The 21,246-nt window shown below is 64.1% G+C and carries 21 protein-coding genes; 3 read left to right on the top strand and 18 right to left on the bottom strand.

The window, feature by feature from the left end:
- Positions 1-34 precede the first annotated feature (34 nt).
- A complete protein-coding gene (locus ACH2AT_RS04925; RefSeq protein ID WP_394964087.1) occupies positions 35-1,330 on the top strand; it encodes an adenylosuccinate synthase in 1,296 nt (431 codons plus the stop codon).
- 44 nt (positions 1,331-1,374) lie between these two features.
- Here ACH2AT_RS04925 and ACH2AT_RS04920 read toward each other — a convergent pair whose 3' ends face one another.
- The 8 genes from ACH2AT_RS04920 to ACH2AT_RS04885 all read right to left on the bottom strand — a co-directional run bounded on the left by ACH2AT_RS04920 (position 1,375) and on the right by ACH2AT_RS04885 (position 8,095).
- Entirely contained in the window at positions 1,375-2,487 is a 1,113-nt protein-coding gene (locus tag ACH2AT_RS04920) for a CPBP family intramembrane glutamic endopeptidase (protein WP_394964086.1), read from the bottom strand.
- An 18-nt stretch (positions 2,488-2,505) separates the two neighbouring features.
- The gene (locus ACH2AT_RS04915) at positions 2,506-3,276 is read right to left on the bottom strand and encodes a DUF3169 family protein (RefSeq protein ID WP_394964085.1); all 771 of its coding nucleotides are present in this window, start codon (positions 3,274-3,276) and stop codon (positions 2,506-2,508) included.
- The gene (locus ACH2AT_RS04910; RefSeq protein WP_394964094.1) at positions 3,273-3,479 is read right to left on the bottom strand and encodes a helix-turn-helix transcriptional regulator; all 207 of its coding nucleotides are present in this window, start codon (positions 3,477-3,479) and stop codon (positions 3,273-3,275) included. Before ACH2AT_RS04910 ends, ACH2AT_RS04915 begins: the two co-directional genes overlap by 4 nt.
- 225 nt (positions 3,480-3,704) lie before the next feature.
- Positions 3,705-4,694 (bottom strand): glycosyltransferase family 2 protein, encoded by a 990-nt coding sequence (locus ACH2AT_RS04905; protein ID WP_394964084.1) that lies wholly within the window; start codon positions 4,692-4,694, stop codon positions 3,705-3,707.
- Positions 4,695-4,803: 109 nt separating this feature from the next.
- Positions 4,804-5,349, bottom strand: coding sequence for a DUF4358 domain-containing protein (locus ACH2AT_RS04900; RefSeq protein ID WP_394964083.1), 546 nt, complete (start codon positions 5,347-5,349; stop codon positions 4,804-4,806).
- Between the two features lie 73 nt (positions 5,350-5,422).
- A complete protein-coding gene (locus ACH2AT_RS04895) occupies positions 5,423-5,869 on the bottom strand; it encodes an Lrp/AsnC family transcriptional regulator (protein WP_394964082.1) in 447 nt (148 codons plus the stop codon).
- 359 nt (positions 5,870-6,228) lie between these two features.
- Entirely contained in the window at positions 6,229-7,488 is a 1,260-nt protein-coding gene (gene hflX / locus ACH2AT_RS04890; RefSeq protein WP_394964081.1) for a GTPase HflX, read from the bottom strand.
- A gap of 4 nt (positions 7,489-7,492) precedes the next feature.
- Positions 7,493-8,095, bottom strand: coding sequence for a GNAT family N-acetyltransferase (locus ACH2AT_RS04885; protein ID WP_394964080.1), 603 nt, complete (start codon positions 8,093-8,095; stop codon positions 7,493-7,495).
- A 160-nt stretch (positions 8,096-8,255) separates the two neighbouring features.
- Between ACH2AT_RS04885 and ACH2AT_RS04880 the strand changes: the two genes are divergently transcribed.
- The gene (locus tag ACH2AT_RS04880; RefSeq protein ID WP_394964079.1) at positions 8,256-8,807 is read left to right on the top strand and encodes a hypothetical protein; all 552 of its coding nucleotides are present in this window, start codon (positions 8,256-8,258) and stop codon (positions 8,805-8,807) included.
- Between the two features lie 50 nt (positions 8,808-8,857).
- Here the strand turns inward: ACH2AT_RS04880 and ACH2AT_RS04875 are convergent, their stop codons facing one another.
- The 10 genes from ACH2AT_RS04875 to ACH2AT_RS04830 all read right to left on the bottom strand — a co-directional run bounded on the left by ACH2AT_RS04875 (position 8,858) and on the right by ACH2AT_RS04830 (position 19,988).
- Positions 8,858-9,691, bottom strand: a complete 834-nt coding sequence (locus ACH2AT_RS04875; RefSeq protein WP_394964078.1) for a MetQ/NlpA family ABC transporter substrate-binding protein — start codon at positions 9,689-9,691, stop codon at positions 8,858-8,860.
- Positions 9,692-9,774: 83 nt separating this feature from the next.
- Positions 9,775-10,443 (bottom strand): methionine ABC transporter permease, encoded by a 669-nt coding sequence (locus tag ACH2AT_RS04870; RefSeq protein ID WP_394964077.1) that lies wholly within the window; start codon positions 10,441-10,443, stop codon positions 9,775-9,777.
- Positions 10,444-10,448: 5 nt separating this feature from the next.
- A complete protein-coding gene (locus ACH2AT_RS04865; protein ID WP_394964076.1) occupies positions 10,449-11,189 on the bottom strand; it encodes a methionine ABC transporter ATP-binding protein in 741 nt (246 codons plus the stop codon).
- Positions 11,190-11,581: 392 nt separating this feature from the next.
- Positions 11,582-12,445 (bottom strand): hypothetical protein, encoded by an 864-nt coding sequence (locus tag ACH2AT_RS04860; RefSeq protein WP_394964075.1) that lies wholly within the window; start codon positions 12,443-12,445, stop codon positions 11,582-11,584.
- 94 nt (positions 12,446-12,539) lie between these two features.
- Positions 12,540-13,577, bottom strand: a complete 1,038-nt coding sequence (locus ACH2AT_RS04855; RefSeq protein WP_394964074.1) for an acyltransferase family protein — start codon at positions 13,575-13,577, stop codon at positions 12,540-12,542.
- A gap of 105 nt (positions 13,578-13,682) precedes the next feature.
- On the bottom strand, positions 13,683-14,801 hold the full coding sequence (locus tag ACH2AT_RS04850; RefSeq protein WP_394964073.1) for an N-acetyl sugar amidotransferase: 1,119 nt from the start codon (positions 14,799-14,801) through the stop codon (positions 13,683-13,685).
- Between the two features lie 82 nt (positions 14,802-14,883).
- On the bottom strand, positions 14,884-16,110 hold the full coding sequence (locus ACH2AT_RS04845; RefSeq protein WP_394964072.1) for a lipopolysaccharide biosynthesis protein: 1,227 nt from the start codon (positions 16,108-16,110) through the stop codon (positions 14,884-14,886).
- A gap of 13 nt (positions 16,111-16,123) precedes the next feature.
- On the bottom strand, positions 16,124-17,437 hold the full coding sequence (locus tag ACH2AT_RS04840) for a surface carbohydrate biosynthesis protein (RefSeq protein WP_394964071.1): 1,314 nt from the start codon (positions 17,435-17,437) through the stop codon (positions 16,124-16,126).
- Positions 17,438-17,461: 24 nt separating this feature from the next.
- Positions 17,462-18,412 (bottom strand): hypothetical protein, encoded by a 951-nt coding sequence (locus tag ACH2AT_RS04835; RefSeq protein ID WP_394964070.1) that lies wholly within the window; start codon positions 18,410-18,412, stop codon positions 17,462-17,464.
- 25 nt (positions 18,413-18,437) lie between these two features.
- Complete coding sequence (locus ACH2AT_RS04830) at positions 18,438-19,988, bottom strand: MBOAT family O-acyltransferase (protein ID WP_394964069.1); 1,551 nt, start codon at positions 19,986-19,988, stop codon at positions 18,438-18,440.
- A gap of 175 nt (positions 19,989-20,163) precedes the next feature.
- Here ACH2AT_RS04830 and ACH2AT_RS04825 point away from each other — a divergent pair, with 175 nt between their 5' ends.
- A complete protein-coding gene (locus ACH2AT_RS04825; RefSeq protein ID WP_394964068.1) occupies positions 20,164-21,147 on the top strand; it encodes an NAD-dependent 4,6-dehydratase LegB in 984 nt (327 codons plus the stop codon).
- The last annotated feature ends 99 nt before the right edge of the window (positions 21,148-21,246 follow it).

Below are 21,246 nucleotides of genomic sequence, written 5' to 3'. Positions count from 1 at the left end.
ACGATATTCAAGACGGGGAAAAGGGGAACAAGGCATGTTGACAGCGATCACTGGCGTGAACTGGGGCGACGAGGGCAAGGGCCGCATGGTGGACCTGCTCAGCCGCGACTATGACATCGTGGCCCGGTATCAGGGCGGCAACAACGCGGGCCACACCGTGAAAAACGAGCGGGGCAGGTTTGTTCTGAACCTGCTGCCTTCGGGCATCCTGCGGCCCGGCGTGGTCTGCGTGATGGGCGGCGGCATGGTCATCGACCCGGCCCATCTGGAAAAGGAGCTGGCCGCCCTGCGGGAAAAGGGCGTGGAGATCAGCCCCGAGAACCTGAAGATCAGCGACCGGGCCACCGTCTGCATGCCCTGGCATGCGGCGGAGGACGGCCTGGAGGAGGACCGGCTTTCCGCCAGCGGCAGCCAGTTCGGCTCCACCCGGCGGGGCATCGCCTACGCCTACGGCGACAAATACATGAAAAAGACCCTGCGCATGGGCGACCTGGCGCACCTGGACGAGGGCCGCAAACGCCACCTGGCCACCATCGTGGAGTGGAAGAACCTGACGCTGGAGCGGGTCTACGGCGCAAAACCCATCGACCTGGAAGAGGCCTGGGCCTGGTGCCAGAAGTACGGCGAGATGTTCCGGGGCTACATCTGCGACACCGGGGCGTACCTCGCCGAGGCGGACGACGCGGGCAAAAAGATCCTGTTCGAGGCCCAGCTGGGCGCCTTGCGGGACATCGACTTCGGCATCTACCCCTACACCAGTTCCTCCAACGTCATCGGCGCCTACGCCCCCATCGGCGCCGGCCTGCCCGGCCACAAGCTGGACAAGAGCATCGGCATCATGAAGGCCTATTCCTCCTGCGTGGGCGAGGGCCCCTTCACCGCAGAGCTGGCCATGACCGAGGAGGAAAAACACCTGCTGCGGGAGGCGGGCCACGAGTACGGCGCGGCCACCGGCCGGCCCCGGCGGGTGGGCCCCTTCGACGTGGTGGCCAGCCGCTATGGCGCCGCCTGCCAGGGCGCGGACGAACTGGCCCTGACGCTGCTGGACGTGCTGGGCTATATGGACCAGGTGCCGGTGGTGGAAAAATATCTGGTGGACGGCGTGGAGACCGGCCGCTTCCCCCTGGGCACCCAGCTGGACAACGCGAAGCCCGTGGTCAGGACCCTGCCCGGCTGGCGCTGCGACATCAGCGGCTGCCGCCGCTGGGCCGAGCTGCCCCAGGCGGCGAAAGACTACGTGCGCTACATCGAAAAGGCGGTGGGCCGGCCCATCCGCTACATCTCGGTGGGCCCCGACCGGGACGCCTGCATCCTGAAAGACGGCGACTAAAAAGACGCAAAAAAGAACGCCCCGCGGGGCGTTCTTTTTTGCGTTCAGTTCAAAGGCCCATACGGGGGCGGCTGCTTGCCGGCTTTGGGCGCTTCGGCGTTTGCGGCGGGGGCCGCAGGCTCCGCGGGGGCGTCCAAAGGCAGGCAGGGCAGCGGCTCTTTCCAGAAGCGGCTGGCCAGGCTGGGCAGATAGAGGGCCGCCAGCAGCACGGCGCCCACCGCCACGTCGGCCCAGCCGATGACCTGGTTCTCGATGACGGAGGTGGTGCCGGCAAACACGGCGATGAGATTGTTGTTCAGATAGTGCAGCACCACCGGCACCCACACGGTGCGGGTCTTGTGCTGGGCATAGCCGAAGAAGGCCGCCAGGCACACGCAGAGCACGATCTGGTTGACAAGGCTCTGCAGCCAGGTGCTGGGGCTGTAGAAAAAGATGTTCAGCGGCAGGTGCCACACCCCCCACAAAACGCCCAGCGCCAGCACGCCCCGCCGGGGGCCGAACCGCTTTTGCAGCAGCGGCTGCAAAAAGGCGCGCCAGCCGTATTCCTCGCCCAGAAAGGGGGTGTAGACCAGAAAGAAATTCAGCGGCAGGAAAGCCAGATTGATGCCCAGATAGAGCCAGTCGGTGGTAAAGCCCATGTCCGCCAGGGTGGCGGAGGGGTCGGCCAGCTTGGAGGCGGCGATGAGGATGGCATAGCGCCCCAGATACAAAGCCAGGAACAGCAGCACCGTGAGCACGATGGCCCTGCCGCCGCCGGCGCCGCCAAGGCGCAGGCCGCCGGCGGTGCGGCGGGCCCTGCCGTCCAGGAAATAAAGCACAAGGCACACCAGGCTGCCCAGAATGATGACAAGGTTGGCGAGCAGCAGCGCCGCCTCCGGCTGCATGAAGGTGGCCAGCGAGACGGCCGCCATCACCGCCGTGAGGGCGAGAAAGCCGACGAAAAAGCGGCGGGGCAGAAGCTTATCCCCCCGGCGGGTGACGAGCAGCGCCAGCATCGCGCCGGCGGCGGGGTAGAACATCTGGGCGTTGGCAAACACCGCGGTGCTGCCCCCCATGCTGTGCACCAGGGCCATCGCCACGCCCATCAGACAGGGCACGCCGAAGGCCACCGCAAAGAAGATGGCAAGCTGCCGTTTTTCGGTTCTGGTCCATTCCATGGTTCGTTTCCTCCCCGTTTATTCCGTTTTGGCTTTGCCATGTTCCAGCTTGTAGGCCCGCAGAAGATAGCTGAGGGTCTGGGTGAGCCACAGCCCGCCCAGCACCACGGCCCACAGCACGCTGGCGCCGCCGTACATGATCGCCAGCAGCGCCGCCAGCAGGGTGAAGGGATAAATTTTGGTCATGGTGAGATAGGTGTGGTAGCCGCACTCGCCGATGCGCTGGCGCTCGGCCTCGTCGCAGCTGGCGTACCAGTCCTTCTGAAAGCGCAGGTCGAACACGTTGCCCCGCTTTTCCGGCGCGAGGCGCTGCATCGTGCGCACCACCACCGCCTGCAGCCCGTAGCTCCAGGCCAGTTCGGCGATCATAAGCGGCACCACCGCCAGGGCGGGAACGGCGCTTTCCCACAGGGTCACAGCGGGCACCGCAAGGCAGGAGGTGAGCATCATCCAGGGCATCACCACCGCCGAAAAGGCCATGGAGAGGCTCAGCCGCCGATTGGCTGTCTCAAAGGCTTCGTCGTCCTCGTCGGCCCGGGCGGCGGCCTTCAAAGCGGAGCGGTACAGCCCGTGGGCCACGGCACAGGGCACAAGGCCTGCCGCCAGCAGCCAGGGCCCCGCAAGGATGAGCCCGTCGCTGACCTGCCGGGTCAGCTGCAGCAGCCCGTCCTCCCGGCCAAACAGGAAGATGCTGATGAACGCGCCCGTCAGGGCGCTGGCGATCATTAAAAGAGTGAATTTGATGTAAACGCCCTTTCTCGCTTTGGGCGCTCCGGTCTGTTTGTTCATTCCGTTCCCTCCCCGGTCAATGTGAATACCTCTTCCACGGGCACCGAAAACACCCGGGCGATGCGCAGAGCCAGCGTCACCGAGGGGTTATAGTCTCCCCGCTCGATCAGGCTCACCGTCTGGCGGGACGCCCCCACCATCGCGCCCAGCTCCTGCTGGTTCAGCCCCTTCGCAGCCCGCAGCTCCTTCACGCGGTTTGCCAGCGGCATAGGCGGCCTCCTTTCATTGTTGCAAAAGATAATTGTCAAATTGACAAGTATCGTTGTCAATACCAGTATAGCATGACAACTTTCTTTGTCAATAGGGTTTGACAACTTTTTTTGTCAAAATGTTCGGAAGCGCCGGGGAAGGGGAAAAAGGCGGCGGAAGGGAACAAAGTCTGGCGGGGGCAAAAAACTCCCCCGCCCGAGAAAGGGCAGGGGAAAAATTCAGGTGATGTGCAAAGCGCGCTGGGCGCGGTAGATGAAGTAGCGCACGGCGCCCGCCGCCAGCCACAGCTGGATGAGGGCGTAGTTGGGCAGGTTTTTCAGGCGGAATTTTGGCTTTTCCAGCCTGCCCATGACCTTCAGCGCCTCCTTGAAGCCCTGGAAGTAGGCCGGGCCGTAGCCCCGCAGGCGGAACATCACCGCCTTCATCAGATAGCCCAGGGCCAAAAAGGGCAGGTTGAGCAAAAACATCAGGATGGGCATGTTCTTGTAGGGCAGCAGGATGCTGTTGCGCCCGCTCTGCACGCTTTTGAAGGGGTTGTAGCGCACCGCGCCGGTGGTGGCGCCGCAGATGTGGTAGCACCGGGCGGTGGGGCAGTAGACGTTTTTGTAGCCCAGGCTGTTGGCCCGCCAGCTGATGTCCACATCCTCGAAGTAGGCGAAAAAGTGCTCGTCAAACAGGCCGATCTTGTCCAGGATGCTCTTGCGGTAAAGCGCCGCGCCGCCGCAGGCGGAAAACACCCGGCATGCCTTTTGATAGCGGCTGGCCTTCATGCCGTCGCCCCGCTTGCAGGCAAAGCCCAGGAGGGTGACGTAGTCGCCCGCGTCGTCGGCAAGGTTGCGCTCAAAGTGGCGGATCATCAAACTGCTCACCGCAAAGATGCGCCCGTCCTTTTCGGCCGCCGCCAGCAGGTTTTCAAGCCAGCCCGGCTCGGCAAAGGCGTCGTTGTTGAAAAGGGCCACAAACTCGCCCTTCGCGGCCCGGATGCCCTGGTTCACCGCATGGGAAAAGCCGGTGTTTTCGGCGTTTTCGATGAGGGTGTAATTCGCCCGGCCCCGGTAGCTGCGGGCAATGGCGAGGCTTTCGTCGGTGGAGCCGTTGTCCACCACGATGAGCTCGAAATCCTGCTCGGTCTGGGCCCAGACGGACTCGATGGAGTCCCGCAGCCAGCCCGCGCCGTTCAGGTTGGGGATCACAACGGTGGCTTTCATGGCGCGCCGCCTTTCGTTGCAGAAGTTCGGCGGGGCACGCCCCGCCCGCACCATTATACCAAAAAACGCCGCCCGGGGCAACGCCCCGGGCGGCGGCAGGTTTGCGCGATCACGCCAGCGCGTCCTTGATGGAGGAGAACACGGCGTCCTGCTCGGCGCACATCACCAGCACCACCTCGCCGGACTTCACGGCGTCCAGCCTGGCGGCCTTGGCGATGGCGTACTGGTCGGCCAGGTAGTTTTCCTGGGCGGCCTTCTGGCTGTCGATGAAGGCCTGCAGGCCCTCGGTCACGGCGGCCTGCCTGCCCTCGGCGGGCTTGACGATGGCAAGGCCGTAGGACTGCACGTTCATCATGCTCACGCTGAAGGCGGCCTCCTCCACGTCCTCTTCGGCCAGGCCCAGCACCTGCAGGCACATGGCGCCCTGGCTGGCAATGTCCTCCTCGGTCAGCTCGCCGGCGTAGCCGCCGGTGGCGGTGTAGGCGCCGTCTTTCAGGTGGAAGATGACCAGGTCCTCGTTGTCTTTGGCGGGGCGGGCGCCGGTGAGGATGGCCACATAGTCCTTCGGCTCGCCGGAGGAAGCGGGGGAGGAGCCGCAGGCGGCAAGGCCCAGGGCCAGCAGGCAGACAGCCATCAGGCTGAAAATACGTTTCATGATAAAAATCTCCTTTTTGAATACTGTGCCCCCCGAAGGAGGCTTTGATGCATAAACGCGCCGGCAGGGCCGATCATTGCACCGGGCTGCCCATGGGGTCGGGCTGGCGGTCCACCGGGGTGGACAGGATGATCTGGGTACTGGTGGGGCCGGAGCGCTGGCAGCGGGTGATGAGGTGCTCCAGCGACTGCATGGTGTCGCAGGCTACCTTGACGATGTAGCTGTGGCTGCCGGTGACGTGGAAGCACTGGGTCACCTGCCGCTCGGCGTGCACCGCCGCCAGAAATTCCTCCCGGCCGGCGGGGGCCACCGACACGCTGATGAGGGCGTTCACCGTCTGCTGGCTCTCGGGGCTTTTCAGCAGCACCGTGTAGCCGTCGATGATGCCCTCCTTTTCCATCCGGTGGATGCGGCTGGACACCGCCGGGCTGGTGAGCGAAACGTGTTCCGCGATCTCTTTCACCGACATTCTTGCATTTTGTGCCAAAAGGCCGAGTATCTTTTTGTCCAGTTTGTCCATCGTGTCTCCCTCCCGACGACATAGTGGCAATAGTGATAAAAAACTGATAAATTAAAGGGTTTTGCCTGTAAAGATTAACAAAATAAAAAACAGAGCAGAGATTTGGGGAACAGCTTAATTATATAAATAAAAAACCAGATTGTAAAGAAGAATATAAAAGAAAACCCGGGATTTTCAATTTGACATTTAAAGCAAAACCCGTATAATGATAATCACAGCACCCGACGGGTGCTCGTTCAAATGCTTTCTCACCTTATTTATACTTTCCCACCCCTCTATGCAACAGGACCCGCCGCAAGGCGGGTCCTGTTGCATTGTAAAGAAAAGCGGGACCGCGGCCGCGCCGCGGCCCCGTTCGCTTATTGTTCCAGATAGGGCAGATAGAGGTGCAGGTCGGTGCTTTTGACAAAGCCCTCGAACCAGACGCCGTCTTCCCGGTAGTCCTCCACCGTGACGCTGCCCCGGCTGCGCATGGCCTCGGCCAGGGAGAGCTTGCCGTAGGGCAGCAGCATCTTCACCGCCCGCACCCGGTCGGAAAGGGCTTCGTCCAGCTTTTGCAGCAGGGCGTCCAGCCCGCGGCCGGTGCGGGCGCTGGTGAGCAGAACCCCCGGCTGGAAGGGCACCGCCCCCGCCTTGTCGCACTTGTTGTAGACGGTGATCTGGGGGATGCCGCCGCAGCCCAGCTCCGCCAGCACCTGGTCGGTCACCTCCAGCTGGGCCTCCCGCTCGCTGTCGGCGGCGTCCGCCACCTTCACGATCACGTCGGAATAGGCGGCCGCCTCCAAAGTGCTTTTGAAGGCCTCCACCAGCTTGTGGGGCAGCCGGCTCACAAAGCCCACCGTGTCCACCGCGACGACATTCAGGCCGCTGGGCAGGGTCAGCTTGCGGGCGGTGGGGTCCAGCGTGGCGAAAAGCATATCCGCCTCCAGCGCGTCGGAGCCGCACAAAGCGTTCAAAAGGCTGGATTTGCCCACGTTGGTGTAGCCCACCAGGCTCACCACCGGGGTGCCCGCCCGCTGGCGGGCGCGGCGGTTTTCGCCCCGGCGCTTTTCCAGCTCCGCCAGCTTTTGCTCCAGCGCCTCGATGCGCCGGCGCACATGGCGGCGGTCGTATTCCAGCTTGCTCTCGCCGGCGCCGCGCCGCGCGCCGCCGCCGCCCCCGCCGCCGCCGCCCTGGCGGCTCAAGGCCTCGCCCAGCCCCGCAAGGCGCGGCAGGCGGTAGCGCAGAAGGGCCAACTCCGTCTGCACCTTGCCCTCGCCGGTGACCGCCCGGCTGCGGAAAATTTCCAGAATGAGCATGGTGCGGTCGATGACCTCCACGCCCAGCGCGTCGGAGATGTTGCGCAGCTGGCTGCCGGACAGCTCGCCGTCGAACACGGCGGCCTCGGCGCCAAGATTTTCGCAGGTAAGGCGCGCCTCGGCCAGCTTGCCCTCGCCCAGCACGGTGCCCGCCTCGGGGGCGCCCTTTTTCTGGAGGAGGCTGGCCACCGCCTCCATGTTGTTGGCTTCGCACAGCGCCGCCAGCTCGTCCATGCTGCGCTCGGCGTCGAACTGGCCCATGTCCAGCCCCAGCAGCAGCACCTTCACCGGCGGGGCGTTTTGCGTGATCTGTTCGCTCATCGTTTCACCTCAAAGGCGTTTTCGGCCTTTCTTCCTTTTTGAGATAGTATGCCCGGCAGGCCACCGGCGTGCCGTCGGCTTTGTGATAGGCGGCGGCGTGGTCAAATCGCCAGCCCGCCTTTTCCATCACCCGGCCGCTGGCGGGGTTTTCTTCCGCGTGGCAGCAGGCCAGCCAGGCGCCGCCCACCTCGTCGAACCAGAAATCGCGCACGGCGGCCAGCGCCTCGGCGGCGTAGCCCTGCCCCCAGAAGGCACGGCCCAGGCAGTAGCCCGGCTCCCACACCCCGGCGGAAAAATCCAGCCCCGGCGCGCGCCAGGCTTCCGGGCTCTGCTCCTCGCCCAAAACAAAGCCGATGGTGCCCATCAGCGCGCCGTCCGCGCGGCGGCGGATGCCCCAGTTGTAGTAGCCGGCGCTGGAATAGAGGCACTCCCATGCGGCCAGAAGCTGAAAGGTCTCCAGGCTGGTTTTGTGGGCGGGCCAGCGCATGAACCGGGCCACGGCCTCGTCGCCGGCCCAATTCCGAAACATTTCCTCCGCGTCCGCCGCGCGCAGCGGCGCCAGCGAGAGGCGGGGCGTGAGCAGGGGAACGGTGCCCAGATGGCGCATGGCGAAGGCCTTCTTTCGGTGCGAGATTTCCTTCATTATAGTGGCGGCGAAAAACCTTGTCAAATCCCTTGTCGGGGCGTTGAAAAAATTGAGGGCGCAGTCTCGTTTTTATGAACAAGACGTCAAAACCGGCAAGCGCTGCCCCAAAGGAGAGACCCCCATGCCCTGTGTTTACATCCTTCTCACCCGCACCGACACCCTGTTCGCCCGGCTGCTTCACGGCGTGGGCGGCAGCCGCTACACCCACGCCAGCCTGGCGCTGGACCGGGACCTTGTGCGGATGTACAGCTTTGCCCGGCGCTACGAGCCCTTCATGCTGCCCGGCGGCTTCATCCGGGAGGACATCCACGCCGGGGTGTTCGGACGCTGCGGCGGGGCGGACAGCCTGCTGCTGGAGCTGGAGGTGAGCCGCGCCGCATACGAGGCCATCGAGCGGCAGATGACGGTGATGGCCTCCGCCGGCTCCTGCTGGGACTACGATGTGCTGGGCCTTGCGCTGGCGGGGCTGGGCATCCCCCACGTGCGGCCGGGCAAATACTTTTGCAGCCAGTTCGTGGCGGACGTGCTGGAGCGCACCGGGGCGCTTACCCTGCCCTGCCACTCCAGCCTCATCCGCCCGGAGGACTTTGCCCGCATGCCGGGGTTCCGGGTGGTCTACCGGGGGCCGCTGGCCTGGGCGGACCGGCGCCGCGCCCTGCCCGCCGCGGCGTGAATACAAAAAAAAGGAGCCTGCGCGGCGCGCAGGCTCCTTTTTTGAGCCGCTTATTTGTTGAACACGTCCAGGCTGGAGGTCTTGCCGGGATACAGGCCCATGGGCTCGTAATGCACCACGCCCACGCTCGCGATGTGGGTGCCGTTCTCGGCGTTGAAGTCGTCCAGATAGGGCTGATGCTGGAAGTAGTTGGCGTCCAGGCTGCCATCTTCCACGCCGGTGTTGGGCATCACGTAGTCGTCAAACTCCACAATGTCCAGGGTGACGTTGTGCTCGGCCAGGAGGGGGGCCACATATTCCAGGATTTCCGCATGGGGGCTGGGGGAAGCGCCCACCTTCAGGGTGACGGGCTCGGCGATCTCGGGCCAGGCCAGCTCCTGCGCGCCCATGGGCATGACCACGCCGTTGTAGTTCTCGGCGATCCAGTTCTGGGTGTCCTCGCTCATCAAGGCGGCCAGCAGCGCCTGCACGGCGGGCTCCTCCTCGCGGCCTTCCTTGACACACAGCACGTTGCCGTAGGTCTGGGCGGCCACGCTCTCGGCATCCTCGGTCACCAGAACGGTGTCGCCGATGCCCGCGCCGGAGGCGTAGTTGCCGTTGATGACCGCAAAGTCCAGGTCAGGCAGGCTGCTGGGGAGGTTCGCGGCCTCCATGGCCACGATCTTCACGTTGTAGGGGTTGTCCTTCACGTCCCGCTCGGTGGCCGCAAGGCCCACGCCGTCGTTCAGGGTGATGATGCCCAGGTCCTGCAGAAGCAGCAGGGCGCGGGCGCCGTTGGTGGCGTCGGCGGGGATGCCGATCTGCAGTTGCTCGCCGGAGGAGCCGCAGGCAGCCAGACCCAGCGCCAGGCACAGGGTCAGGGCCAGTGCAACGATCTTTTTCATGTTCTTCTCTCTCCTTTTCTGTTGAGTGTATCTCTTAAAAGCCGCCGGCATCCCTCTGCGCCGGGCAGCCTTAAAGCGAAAGTTCAGCGGTTGCGCTTGTCCGACTTGCGGGCCAAAAAGCTGCACACGCTCTGGATGATGCAGACCAGAATGACCACCAGCACCACGGTGGCGTACATCACATCGGTCTGATACCGCTGGTAACCGAAGCGGAAGGCAATGTTGCCAAGGCCGCCCGCGCCCACCGCGCCGGTGACGGCGGTGTAGCCGAAGATGGTGATGATGGTGATGGAAAGGCCCCGCAGCAGGCTGGGCACGCTTTCCACCAGCAGCACCCGGGTGATGATCTGCCAGTTGGTGGCGCCCATGCAGCGGGCGGCTTCCACCACGCCCTGGTCGATCTCTTCCAGGCTCTGCTCCACCATGCGGGCCACGAAGGGCGCCGCGGCGATGGCCAGGGGCACGTTGGCGGCGGTGGCGCCGATGGAGGTGCCCACAATGAGGCGGGTGACGGGCAGGACAAAGAAAATCAAGATCATGAAGGGGATGCTGCGGAAGAGGTTCACCAGCCAGCCGAACACCGCGTTGAAGGTGGGGGCGGCCATGATGCCGCCGGGCTTGGTGGTGGTGAGCAGCACGCCCATGGGCAGGCCGATGAGGTAGGCCGCCAGGGTGGGCACGAAGGTCATGTACAGGGTCTCCAGCGTGCCCTCCCAAAGAAGGCCGCCGTATTCCGCGAAAAACTGCGCCATGCTCTTCACACCTCCCCTTTGCCCAGCAAAAGCCGGGCCACTTCGCTTTGCGGGTCCTCAAAGATTTCGGCGGTCTCGCCCTGCTCCACGAACAGGCCGTTGTCGATGACCACCATGCGGTTGCAGATGGAACGCACCACCGCCAGCTCGTGGGTGATGATGATGATGGTGACGCCCAGCTTCTGGTTGATGTCCTTCAAAAGTTCCAGCACGCTCTTGGTGGTCAGGGGGTCCAGGGCGCTGGTGGGCTCGTCGCACAAAAGCACCTGGGGCTTGCTGGCCAGCGCCCGCGCCAGGGCCACCCGCTGCTTCTGCCCGCCGGAAAGCTGGCTGGGATAGCTGCCCGCCCGGTCCGCCAGGCCCACAAGCTCCAAAAGCTCCTTCACCCGGGCGTCCACCGCGGCCTTGTCGTATTTGCCCAGCTTTAAGGGGAAGGCCACGTTTTCGGCCACGGTCTTCTGCATCAGCAGGTTATAGCCCTGGAACACCACGCCCATCTGCCTCCGGGCGCTGCGCAGGTCCGCGCCCGAGAGGGCGGCCAGGTCCCGCCCGTTGAGCAGGATCTGCCCTTCCGAGGGCTTTTCCAAAAGGCACAGGCAGCGCAGAAGGGTGCTTTTGCCCGCGCCGCTCATGCCGATGACGCCGAAGATGTCGCCGTCGTTGATGGTGACCGAGGCGTTGCGCAGCGCCACCACCTTGCCGCTCTTTTCGGTGAATACTTTGCCTAAGTTCTTGATCTCGATCATGGTTTTTCTTCTCACTCCCACCCGGTGTTGGCCCGAACGGGCAAACAAAAAAGCCCCCGTCCCTGCACGGCTGCAAGGACGAGAGCTCATAAAAAGCTTCGTGGTACCACCTTGGTTCGCCTTCCCCCTCGCGGGGAAAAGCCTTCGCGGCTGCGGCGGCCAAAAAGCCGGTTACAGCCTGGCGCTTTAACGGGCGCGCCCGTCGCGGATTTAAGGCTCCTGCCTCTCACCCGCGCGACTCGGAGGCCATGTTCGATTTCCTGTGCCTTGCCCGCTTCCACCTGGCCGGGCTCTCTGGAAAAGGCCGATGCCGAAAATCTACTCTTCTCGTCAACGTCTTTGCGTATATGCATTATGATACCCACAGCGGTGGGGTTTGTCAAGCATTTTTTTCAGAACAGCTCCGGCACCAGGTTGCCCAGCCACAGGCCGAAGGCGTAGGAAGCGGCGTTGGCAACGAAGGCGTAGAGCACCGGATGGCCCTTGCCCTCGGGCTTTTTGAGCGTCAGCCGGAACACCACCGCCTCCACGGCGAACACCGCCAGCTCCAGGAGAGGGTAGAGCAGCCACATGGCCAGCGACCCGGAGAAATAGCAGGTGAGGTTGAGGGCGAGATTCAGCGCCAGCTGGGTGGCCAGATTGGTGACGAGCAGCACCCGCAGATGCCGCCGCTTTAAGTAGCCGAAGGGCAGGGCGATGAGCAGTTCCACCGCCAGCGTCAGCACAAAGCGGGCGGCAAGGCCCAGCAGCTCACCGGCGTAGTCGTAGTTCTTTTGGGCGGCGACCGCCTGCACCCCGCCCGCCGCCGGGTCAACGCCGGAAAAGTCCACCCGGTAGACGGCGGAATAGGCATAGCGGTCCAGCGTTTCGGTCACGGCGTAGCCGCCGCTTTCGGGGAACCAGAACAGAATTTTGAAGTGCCTTGGGGCCATGTAGCTCCAGGTGGCGGGCGAGTTGTCCGCCACCTGTGCCTGCCACTCCAAAAAGTGGAAGCCGTCCCCGTCTTCATAGGCGGCGAAGGCCTCCCAGGCGGGGCGCTCTTCGGCTGTGAACCACTCCGGCGGCTCGCTGCCGGGCAGGCCCCAGGGGCCGATGACGGTCTCCTGGGCCAGCAGGGTGACCCAGCAGCTTTGCGAAAGGCCCTTGGTCTGCACCTCCACGCTGGGTTTGGGCCCCATGTCCGCAAAGGCGGCAAAAGGCAGAGCCAGCGCCAGCAGAAAACACACCAGCAGGGAACACAGCTTCTTTTTCACCATACCGCGCGCCTCCTTTTCTGCCTTCATCATAGCACGGCGGCAGCGGAAAAACAGCCTTCCGGGGCCTTTTGTAACGGCTTTGTCATAAGGCGTGTCAGTAGAGCCAGCTCAGCCAGGCCAAAGGCTTTTTGCGGCCCGCCAGCGCCACCACAAGGGAGAACACCAGCGAGAGAACCAGCACAGCGGCGAACAGCGCCGCGCCGCTGATGGGAACGCCCAGCAGCCAGCAGAAAAAGCCGACCACCTTCCAGAACAGGATGTGGCTGCAATACAAAAGGGTACTCATCACTCGCAGCAGCCGATGCACAGGGCGACTCTCACCGCCGGTCTGCAGCAGCACCGAAAACAGGAAGAAGGTGACGGGGACGGTGAAGAAATAGAAATCCGGCGCAAGGGAGTCCATGCCGGCAGTCTGGGCCAGACGGCCGACCAGCAGCAGTTCCGCCAGCAATAGCGGGAGACTGACCGCAAGGCCCGCCAGCGCCCGGGGCAGGGGTACCGGTTTTGCGCGGGAGAGCGCCAGACCCAGTGCCACATAGAAGAAGGCAAAGAACAGGCCGTTGCGGCTGCCGCCCAGCGCCTCGATGCAGGCCTGGAACATCTCAAACCCGAGCAGGGAGGCCAAGAGCGGGGAATAGGCCTGGCCCAGAAGGCCCAGCAGGTAAAAGATGCCCGCCACGCCCAACGTGCTGCCTGCGCCCAGGCCTGCCCGCAAGCAGCCCCAGCACAGCAGCACCGCCCAGAGCAGTGCAAGCAGATACCACAGCACCGACCAGCTCCCATCGATCACTAGCCGCCAGAGCAGCTCAGCGGGCCGTGTCAGAAAGGCGATCTCCTCACGACCGGAGGGAGGAGTGAGGATGGGCAGGGCAATGTAATAGAGAGCCGTCCACACCAGATACAGCCGCAGCACCCGGCCCAGATAGCGCAGGATGGCGGTGCCGTCTGGGCCGTCGGGCATTTTGCAAAAGAGAAAATATCCGGCGCAGACCAGGAAAAAGGGCACCGCCAGCCGGCTGAACAGCTGGCAGAACAGCCCCAATCCCGGTGCCAGATGCAGCATGATGACCAGCAGGGCGGCAACGAATTTTGCGATGTCGATGGAGGCGTAGCCCCCGCGTGAGTTTGACATACCGTTCATCCTTTCGGCAGTGGGTTTTGCCCTACATGCCATTGATTTCGTGGCAGACGAAAAAAGCGGGCGCCCCGGCAGAAGAGCGCCCGCAAACGCGGCGGCTTATTTCTCTTCCCAGATGGGCTCTTTCAGCATCCAGCGGCCGAATTCGTCCTTATAGAAGATGTCCCGGTTGTAGAACTTGTCGATGATGGACCAGAATTCCGCCTCGCTGTAGCCGCAGAACTCGCAGAAGTCCCGCACGCTCAGCGGGTCCAGCGCGCCGTCCCGCGCCTTGATGATGGGGATGGCCTCCTCGCGGGTCATCATGCCGTAGCGGATGTAGCGGGCGGTGTAGTCGGTGGCGGCGGCGTGGCCGAACTTGGGATACTTCAGCCAGCTGTGCACGAGATAGGCGCGGCTGTCGATCTGGTCGAAGTTCTCGGCGTGGTGGGTGCGGTCCCACTCGTGGGTCAGGTCGTGGAAGCCGCGGCTCTTGGCCAGCTGGTAGTTTTTGTAGCTGTTCCAGGGCAAAAAGTAGCTCAGGTAGAAGGGGTCGAGCTTTGCCAGCTCCTCGGCGGTGGGGGCCTTGGTCAGGGCCAGGTCGTTTTCGCTCACGCCGTAGCCCAGCAGCTCCTCGGTGGGGAAGCCCACCGCCACGCCGTTCTCGATCTGGCCGCGGGCGGAGTAGGTCTCCTCGTCGGCGTTGCCGCCGTACTCAAAGCTCACGTTCTCGCCATAGCAAAGCAGGGGCGTGTTGAACTTGAGGGCCATGTGCAGCGGGAAGGTGTAGATGAGCCGGTCCACATACCAGGTGGGCTTGCCGTACGTTTCAAAGAAGGCGCGCATCAGGGTCTTCTGGGCCTTGATGTTGGGCTTGCAGCTGATGATGGTGCAGCCGAAGGCCTCGGAGATGTTTTTCAGGTTGTGTTTGCCCGCCTCGGTCATGGGGAAGTTGTCCTCCACGCTGAAGAGGATGGGGTTCATCTTCATGACCTCTTTCAGGATGTAGACCTGGAAGTGGCTGTCTTTGCCGCCGCTCACCGCCACGGCGCAGTCGTAGCCGCCGGGGCCGTTCATGCCGCGGTATTTGTTGCACAGGGCCTCAAACTCTTTCCAGCGGGCGTCCCAGTCCACCCTGGAGCGGCTTTCGTAATGGCGGCAGGCGCTGCACACCCCTTCGGCGTCGAAGGTGATGCCGGGCCGGGTGTCGGGCATGGTGCATTTTTTGCAGTATTTCACGGGTGGGTACCTCCCTGTAAAAAAATCGAATGGTTCCGATGGCGTTATTATACCACGGCGGACGGCGGATTACAAACCCGCGTCAGGCGAACTGTTTGCGGCATTTCGCCAGCAAAAACGCCAGCAGGCACAGTCCCTGCACGCCGATGCCGGCGATGGTGGCAAAGGCCGCGCCGTAAATGTCGAAGGCGGAAAGCAGCGGCACGCTCACCACAGCGGCGGCGGCCAGGCCCGCCAGGTTGCCCAGGATGAGGCCGCGCATGTCGCGGGCGATGGTGAGCAGGTGGCACAAAACGGTGGAAGCCACGGTGCAGACGGTGGCGGCCACCAGCGGCTGCAAAAGGGGCGCATAATCCAGGATCTCCGGGCTGGTGGGGTAGAGGATCGAAAGGCCCCAGCGCCCCAGCAGCGCCGCGCCGGCGGCCCCGGCGGCCCACATGGCGGCCAGCGCCGCCGCCAGCAGAAGGAGGCCCCGGAAAAAGCCCGCCTTGTCCTTCCCGCTCCACAGCCGGGCAAAGGTGGTGATGAAGGGCACGAAGAGATAGACGACCGCCACCTGCAAAACGAGCACCGGCAGAAACACGTTGTTGAAATAGCTCATCTTCACGGCGCCCAGCACCCGCTCGCAGAAATAGCGGGGCACCGAGAGGATGGCGGTGTTCAGCGCGGCATACACCGCCAGCGGCGCGCACTCGGCCAAAAGGGCCGGCACGCTGCCGCCCCCCCGTTTTGCAAGGTCGGCGTATCTGCGGGCCAGGGGCATATCCACCGCCAGAACATAAACGGCGTTCAGCGCCAGCAGCGCCGCCAGGGTGAGCACAAGGCTGCCGGTGAGCACAAGGCCCAGGGTCACCGTGCCCGCGGTGACCAGGCCCCGCACGCCGAAGCTGACGCCCACCACGTCCAGCCGCTCTCCCCTTTGCAGAAAGCCGTGCCACACGTCGGACCAGCTCTCGATGAGGCGGTAGGCGGTGTAGAGGGCGATGACCCACCGCTGCTCGGCGGAATAGCTGTTGACGAAGGCGAACACAAGGCAGCCCGCGCCTGCCGTCGCCAGGGTGGCATAGCGGCTTAAAAGATAGGTGCGGTCGGCGTATTTTCCCGCAAGGTCCGACACCTGGAAGGTGCGCATGCCAAAGCTGGCCACCGAGAGGCAGACGTTGGCGATGGTCATGGCGGTGGCCAGCATGCCGTTGGCGGCAACGCCCGCCAGCGCCGTGACCAGCAGGTTCAGCGCCGCCTGGCACAGATAAAACAGCAGGCTGCCCGCCGTGTTGAACAAAAGATTCTTGCGCAGCTGGGGGTTCAAAGCGCCGCCTCCTTTACTTCACAAAGGGCGCGATGCGCGCCTCCATGGCCTTTGCGTCGGCTTTGGGCACATAGGCCTTCTCCACATAGCCGTAGATGCGCTGGGCGAAACCGGCGAGGCCCTTGTGGAAGAAAAACACCTTTTTGGGCTCCAGGCGCAAAGCAAACAGGATGTGCACCCCCCACAAAGCAAAGAATTTGAGCCAGTTGAAATGAGGGGTGAAGCCCTCGCCCATGGGCGCGTCGCGCGGCGGCTCGTTGCGCACCTGCTCCAAAAGGTCCGCCATCCGCTTGTAGGCGGGGACGGGGCTGGGGTCAAAGTAGCCCTCGATGACCTGCCTTTCGATGGGGAAGGGGGGCGCGTCCTCGGCCAGGGCGGCGGCGAAATCTTCGTAATTGGTGACGTACTTCGCCCCGGCGTAGATCACCGGGTCGTACTCGTGCTCGATGGGCGCCGGGCGCAGGATGTGGCAGCTTTTGCCCGCCATGTACACCTCGGCGATGGCGGTGCTCATCCAGATGGAGATGGAGTCCGCCGCCACGATCCACTGCTTCACGCTGTCGGAAAAAATGACGTGGAAGTTGGGCCGCTTTTGGCTGAGGCCGGCCAGCGCGGGGCTGTTCCACTCGCTGGGGTGGCGGCGGTAGACCAGCTCCACCTCCGGGTGGCCGGCCAGGTACCGGTCGAACCAGTCGAGCGTCTCGGCCATGCTCACCCGGTTGGTGGCGGCAAAGCCGGAAAAATCGGTGCCCGCCATCTCGCTGAGCTCTTTGACCTCGGCGTCGGTCATGCTGGCGTAGCCGAAGCTGGAGATGTAAAGGTGCAGCTTTTTGGCGGGGTCGAGGCCGTGCTCGGCGCAAAGCTGCTCCTTCGATTTGAAGTAACCCGCAAACTCCGGGCGCAGAAAATCCATCATCACCGCGCCGGTGACGGGGGTGTTCTTTTCCTCCATGCCGTGGTCGATGAGCCGCTGGGCCGTGCGGCGGCCCCAGCAGGTCTGCACGCACTTTTTGGCGTTGCCGTTCATGTTGAACCAGTCGCCCGCCTCCTGGGTGTCGCTGAGCATCTGCTCCCAGTGGAGGTTCACGATCCTGTCGCACCGGCCGACGTTGTTGTAGACGTGGCTGTTGATGGCCTCGTTGTCGTACATGCAGCTGGAAACGAGCACCTTCGGCTTTTTCCAGGTGAAATACTTGAGCTTTTTGCGGTCCAGCAGCTGGCGGATCTCGGCGGTGTAGCCCCGGCGCTCCAGCTCGAGCTTGAGCAGCAGGTCGCTTTCGTACTCCCGCACCGTGTGCTCGTACAAAATCAGAAAGTCAAGGCCCATTCCGGGCGCCTCCCTTTTGCAAAGTTATCCGATGTCGGTGAACAGCTGGTCCACCCACTGGGGCAGGCCGTAGCGGGTGTCCAGATGGAACCCGTCGAAGAACTGCTTGTCGTCGTCAAAGTCCGGGCGGTCCGCCCACTCGTAGTCCAGCACGGCGAAGCCGTATTCCCCGGCCCATTCGGCAAGGCGCGGCAGAAACTCGGCGGCCATGGCCTCGTCGATGCCAAAGGGCATGCAGGCGTCGGTGAGCACGATGTCCGCCATGGGGGGCAGCACCACCGTCAGTTCCACGCCCTTCTCCCGGCAGGCGGCGGCCATCTCGCAAAAGCGGGCCAGCTGCTCGGCGTTGAGCCGCCAGCCTTTGCACCGGGGCACAAGGGCCTCGGGGTAGGTGGCAAGGCGGGCGTGCAGCTGGTACACCGTGCCGTCGGGGCCGGTGTAGTCTTCGGGGTACACCCAGTCGCCGGTCTCCTCGGCGGCCCCGCCCGGGATGCCCCGCAGCCGCTCGGACAAAGCGGTGAGCATGTTCACGTTGTATTCCAGGTTGAACATGTAGGCCAGGGGGTTGTTGAGCGTCTTTTCCAGCGTGCTCATCCGGTCGGCGTCGTAGGTCTCGGTGACGGTGTAGAAGGAGAGGCCGAACACCACTTCCTCGAGATCCGGGTTCTGTTCCAGCGCCCAGTTCACCACGTCCACGCCCTCCCGCAGGGAAGCGCCGCCGAAGGCCAGGTTCTGCCAGGGGCGGCCGCTGACCTCTTCCACCTGCTCCATATCGAAGTGGGCAAGGCGGGAATCCCCCACGATGATGCGCTCGCCGGGCTCGGCGGCGTAGCTTTTCAGCCGGGCCACCGGGGCCTCGCTGGAAGTGGAGGCTTTGAGGCCGAAGTAGTTGTTGGGCTCGAAAGCGGCAAAGACGCAGAAATACGCCGCCACCGGCAGCGCCAGCAGCGCCAGCTTTTTTAAGATACCGCGCATTCCCGCGCCCCCTTTCGCTTATGTTTTAAAAGCCGCCGTAGGCAAAGCTCGCGCCGCCGAAACCGCCGCTGGCCATCAAAAGGCCGCCGAAGATGGCCAGCACCAGCGCGTAATAGAGCGCCCAGCGCACCGCGCCCTTTTGCGCTTGCAGCACCAGCTCGGCGCTTTTGTTTTTGAAGCGGAACGCCCGCTGCCAGTCCAGCCAGAACGCCAGCGCCAGGGTGAAGGCCAGAAAGGCGCACCAGGCCGCCGCCATCATGTTCTGGGCGTAGAAGCCGTCCAGCACCGCCTGCCAGCTCTCGGCGGCAAAGCGCACGGGGCTCCAGCCTCGGAAAAAGCCGGTCAGCACGGCAAAGGCCTGGCCCAGGCCGGCGCCGCCCACGCTGGACCCGGCGGCAAAGAACACCATGCCGAAGGCCCACAAAAGGAACACGCCGGCCCGCTTGGCCCAGAGCAGGCGGGCGGGGGCCTTCTTTTTGGGCTTGCCCAGCTTCTGGTGGATGAGTTCCTCCCCGGCGCGGTAAGCGCCCTGCAAAAAGCCCCAGACCACGAAGGGCAGGGTGCTGCCGTGCCAGAAGCCGGACACGAAGAACACCAGAAAGACGCACAGCACCGGCGACAGGCGGCTCACCCGCCGCCCGATGAGGGGCAGCTTGGAGGCGTCCGCCCAGACGAGGGGGGTGAAGAGATAGTCCTGCAGCCAGCTGGAAAGGCTGATGTGCCAGCGGCTCCAGAAGCCGGAGAAGTTGGAGGCGAAGAAGGGGGTCTTGAAGTTTTCGGGGATGTCCAGCCCCAGCAAAAGGGCGCTGGCCCGGGCCATCTCGGAATAGCCCGCGAAATCGAAGTAGAGATAGAGGGTGTAGCCCACCGTGGCCGCCGCAAGGGCCGCCCCGCCGTGGCCGGCGGGGTCGGCGTAGATGGGCTGGACATACATCATAATGACGTCCGCCACCGCCACCTTTTTGAACAGGCCCAAGGCGAACAGCTGCAACGCCCGCACGGTGCGAAAAGCGTCAAAGCGGTGCTCCTGATGCAGCTGCGGCAGCAGCTGCCTTGCGCGGCAGATGGGCCCGGCGGTGATGGTGCCGAAAAAGCAGAGGAAGGCCGCAAGGGTCGCGAAGCTTTTTTCCGGCTCCATGTCGCCCCGGGCCACGTCCACCAGATAGCTCACGGCGGCGAAGGTGTAGAAGCTGATGCCCAGCGGAAAGGGCAGGGCGTGGAGGACGCCGGGGGCCAGGGGCAGCACCGGCAGAAGGAAGTTAAAGTATTTGAACGCCGCCAGCACCGCCAGCAGGGCGGCGACGGCGGCGGCCAGCAGCCGGCCTCTCTGACCCTTTTCCCTGCGGGCGAGGACGAGGGCGGCCCGCCAGACGAAAAAGCACACCGCCGCCAGCACCGCCAGCGGCGCCAGCGGCCACGCGCCGGGCCAGTCCGCCCCGGTGGGCCGGTTCGCCCAGTAGAACAGGACGCTTGCCGCCAGAAGCAGGCCGTTCTGGAACCGGGCCGGGCAGACCTTCAGATACAAAAAAGCCACCGCGGGCAGGAACGCAAAGTAGGAAAAGCTCTGAAAACTCACCCCGGCGGCCTCCTTTCAGCGCAAATGCGGGCAATATCTAACCTATTATATCTGTTTTGCGCGGCGGTGTAAAGGGCGCAGGCGGTTGAAATCCGGCCGTAAATGGGGTATACTGTTTTTACCTGATTTTGTGAAAAACCGGGCCCAGGGCCCGGCGTCAAAAAGGAGCGCAAGTATGGCACATACCGTCATGGTCACCGGCGCCGACGGCTTCATCGGCAGCCATCTCACCGAGGAACTGGTCAAAAAGGGCGAAAGGGTCAAGGCCTTCTGCCTGTATAACTCCTTCGGCACCTGGGGCTGGCTGGACACCCTGCCCCCCGAGATCAAAAACGAGATCGAGGTGTTCATGGGCGACGTGCGCGACCCCAACGGCGTGCGCTGCGCCATGGAAGGCCAGGAGATCGTCTATCATCTGGCGGCCCTCATCGCCATCCCCTTCAGCTACCACAGCCCCGACAGCTATGTGGACACCAACATCAAAGGCACCCTGAACGTGCTGAACGCCGCCCGCCAGGTGGGCACGAAGCACCTGCTGGTCACCTCCACCAGCGAGGTATACGGCACCGCCCGGTACGTGCCCATCGACGAAAAGCACCCCTTCCAGGGCCAGAGCCCCTATTCCGCCACCAAGATCGGCGCGGACCGCCTGGCCGAGAGCTTCTGGCGCAGCTTCGGGCTGCCGGTCACCATCGTGCGGCCCTTCAACACCTACGGCCCCCGCCAGAGCGCCCGTGCGGTCATCCCCACCATCATCACCCAGCTGCTGGCGGGCAGGACCGAGATAAAACTCGGCAGCCTGGAGCCCACCCGCGACTTCAACTACGTCAAGGACACTGCCGCCGGCTTCATGGCCCTGGGCGATTGCGAAGGGGCCATCGGCCAGGAGGTGAACATCGCCACCGGCGAGGAGCACTCCATCGGCGATCTTGCGAACGAGCTGATCCGCCAGATCAACCCCGAGGCGAAGATCGTCTGCGACGCCCAGCGCCTGCGCCCGGAAAACAGCGAGGTGGAGCGCCTGCTGGGCGACGCTTCCAAGATGCGCGCCCTCACCGGCTGGAAGCCCGCCTATACCTTTGAACAGGGCCTTGCCGCCACCATCGAGTTTCTGCGCGGGAACATGGAGCGGTACAAGCCCGACGTCTACAATCTGTAAAAAAGGCCCGGCTGCCGCCGGGCTGTTCCGGCTGCCGGGCGGGCCCTCGGGCGAGGGGCGGCCCGGCTTGTGCCGTTTTTAAAGGGCCCTTTGCCAAAG

It is taken from the genome of Candidatus Allofournierella excrementigallinarum, from assembly GCF_944388085.1.
In the GTDB taxonomy this organism is placed as follows: domain Bacteria; phylum Bacillota; class Clostridia; order Oscillospirales; family Ruminococcaceae; genus Allofournierella_A; species Allofournierella_A excrementigallinarum.
Note: the sequence above shows the minus strand (reverse complement) of the source record. Positions and strands in the feature narration are given on the sequence as shown.

What these genes read in the sequence shown, in the direction of transcription:
- ACH2AT_RS04875 (WP_394964078.1), bottom strand. Translation starts at nt 9,691, where the DNA reads ATGAAAAAGATCGTTGCACTGGCCCTGACCCTGTGCCTGGCGCTGGGT.
- ACH2AT_RS04855 (WP_394964074.1), bottom strand. Translation starts at nt 13,577, where the DNA reads ATGTCAAACTCACGCGGGGGCTACGCCTCCATCGACATCGCAAAATTC.
- ACH2AT_RS04900 (WP_394964083.1), bottom strand. Translation starts at nt 5,349, where the DNA reads ATGAAACGTATTTTCAGCCTGATGGCTGTCTGCCTGCTGGCCCTGGGC.
- ACH2AT_RS04925 (WP_394964087.1), top strand. Translation starts at nt 35, where the DNA reads ATGTTGACAGCGATCACTGGCGTGAACTGGGGCGACGAGGGCAAGGGC.
- hflX (WP_394964081.1), bottom strand. Translation starts at nt 7,488, where the DNA reads ATGAGCGAACAGATCACGCAAAACGCCCCGCCGGTGAAGGTGCTGCTG.
- ACH2AT_RS04825 (WP_394964068.1), top strand. Translation starts at nt 20,164, where the DNA reads ATGGCACATACCGTCATGGTCACCGGCGCCGACGGCTTCATCGGCAGC.
- ACH2AT_RS04915 (WP_394964085.1), bottom strand. Translation starts at nt 3,276, where the DNA reads ATGAACAAACAGACCGGAGCGCCCAAAGCGAGAAAGGGCGTTTACATC.
- ACH2AT_RS04835 (WP_394964070.1), bottom strand. Translation starts at nt 18,412, where the DNA reads ATGCGCGGTATCTTAAAAAAGCTGGCGCTGCTGGCGCTGCCGGTGGCG.
- ACH2AT_RS04880 (WP_394964079.1), top strand. Translation starts at nt 8,256, where the DNA reads ATGCCCTGTGTTTACATCCTTCTCACCCGCACCGACACCCTGTTCGCC.
- ACH2AT_RS04860 (WP_394964075.1), bottom strand. Translation starts at nt 12,445, where the DNA reads ATGGTGAAAAAGAAGCTGTGTTCCCTGCTGGTGTGTTTTCTGCTGGCG.
- ACH2AT_RS04870 (WP_394964077.1), bottom strand. Translation starts at nt 10,443, where the DNA reads ATGGCGCAGTTTTTCGCGGAATACGGCGGCCTTCTTTGGGAGGGCACG.
- ACH2AT_RS04895 (WP_394964082.1), bottom strand. Translation starts at nt 5,869, where the DNA reads ATGGACAAACTGGACAAAAAGATACTCGGCCTTTTGGCACAAAATGCA.
- ACH2AT_RS04865 (WP_394964076.1), bottom strand. Translation starts at nt 11,189, where the DNA reads ATGATCGAGATCAAGAACTTAGGCAAAGTATTCACCGAAAAGAGCGGC.
- ACH2AT_RS04905 (WP_394964084.1), bottom strand. Translation starts at nt 4,694, where the DNA reads ATGAAAGCCACCGTTGTGATCCCCAACCTGAACGGCGCGGGCTGGCTG.
- ACH2AT_RS04885 (WP_394964080.1), bottom strand. Translation starts at nt 8,095, where the DNA reads ATGCGCCATCTGGGCACCGTTCCCCTGCTCACGCCCCGCCTCTCGCTG.
- ACH2AT_RS04840 (WP_394964071.1), bottom strand. Translation starts at nt 17,437, where the DNA reads ATGGGCCTTGACTTTCTGATTTTGTACGAGCACACGGTGCGGGAGTAC.
- ACH2AT_RS04920 (WP_394964086.1), bottom strand. Translation starts at nt 2,487, where the DNA reads ATGGAATGGACCAGAACCGAAAAACGGCAGCTTGCCATCTTCTTTGCG.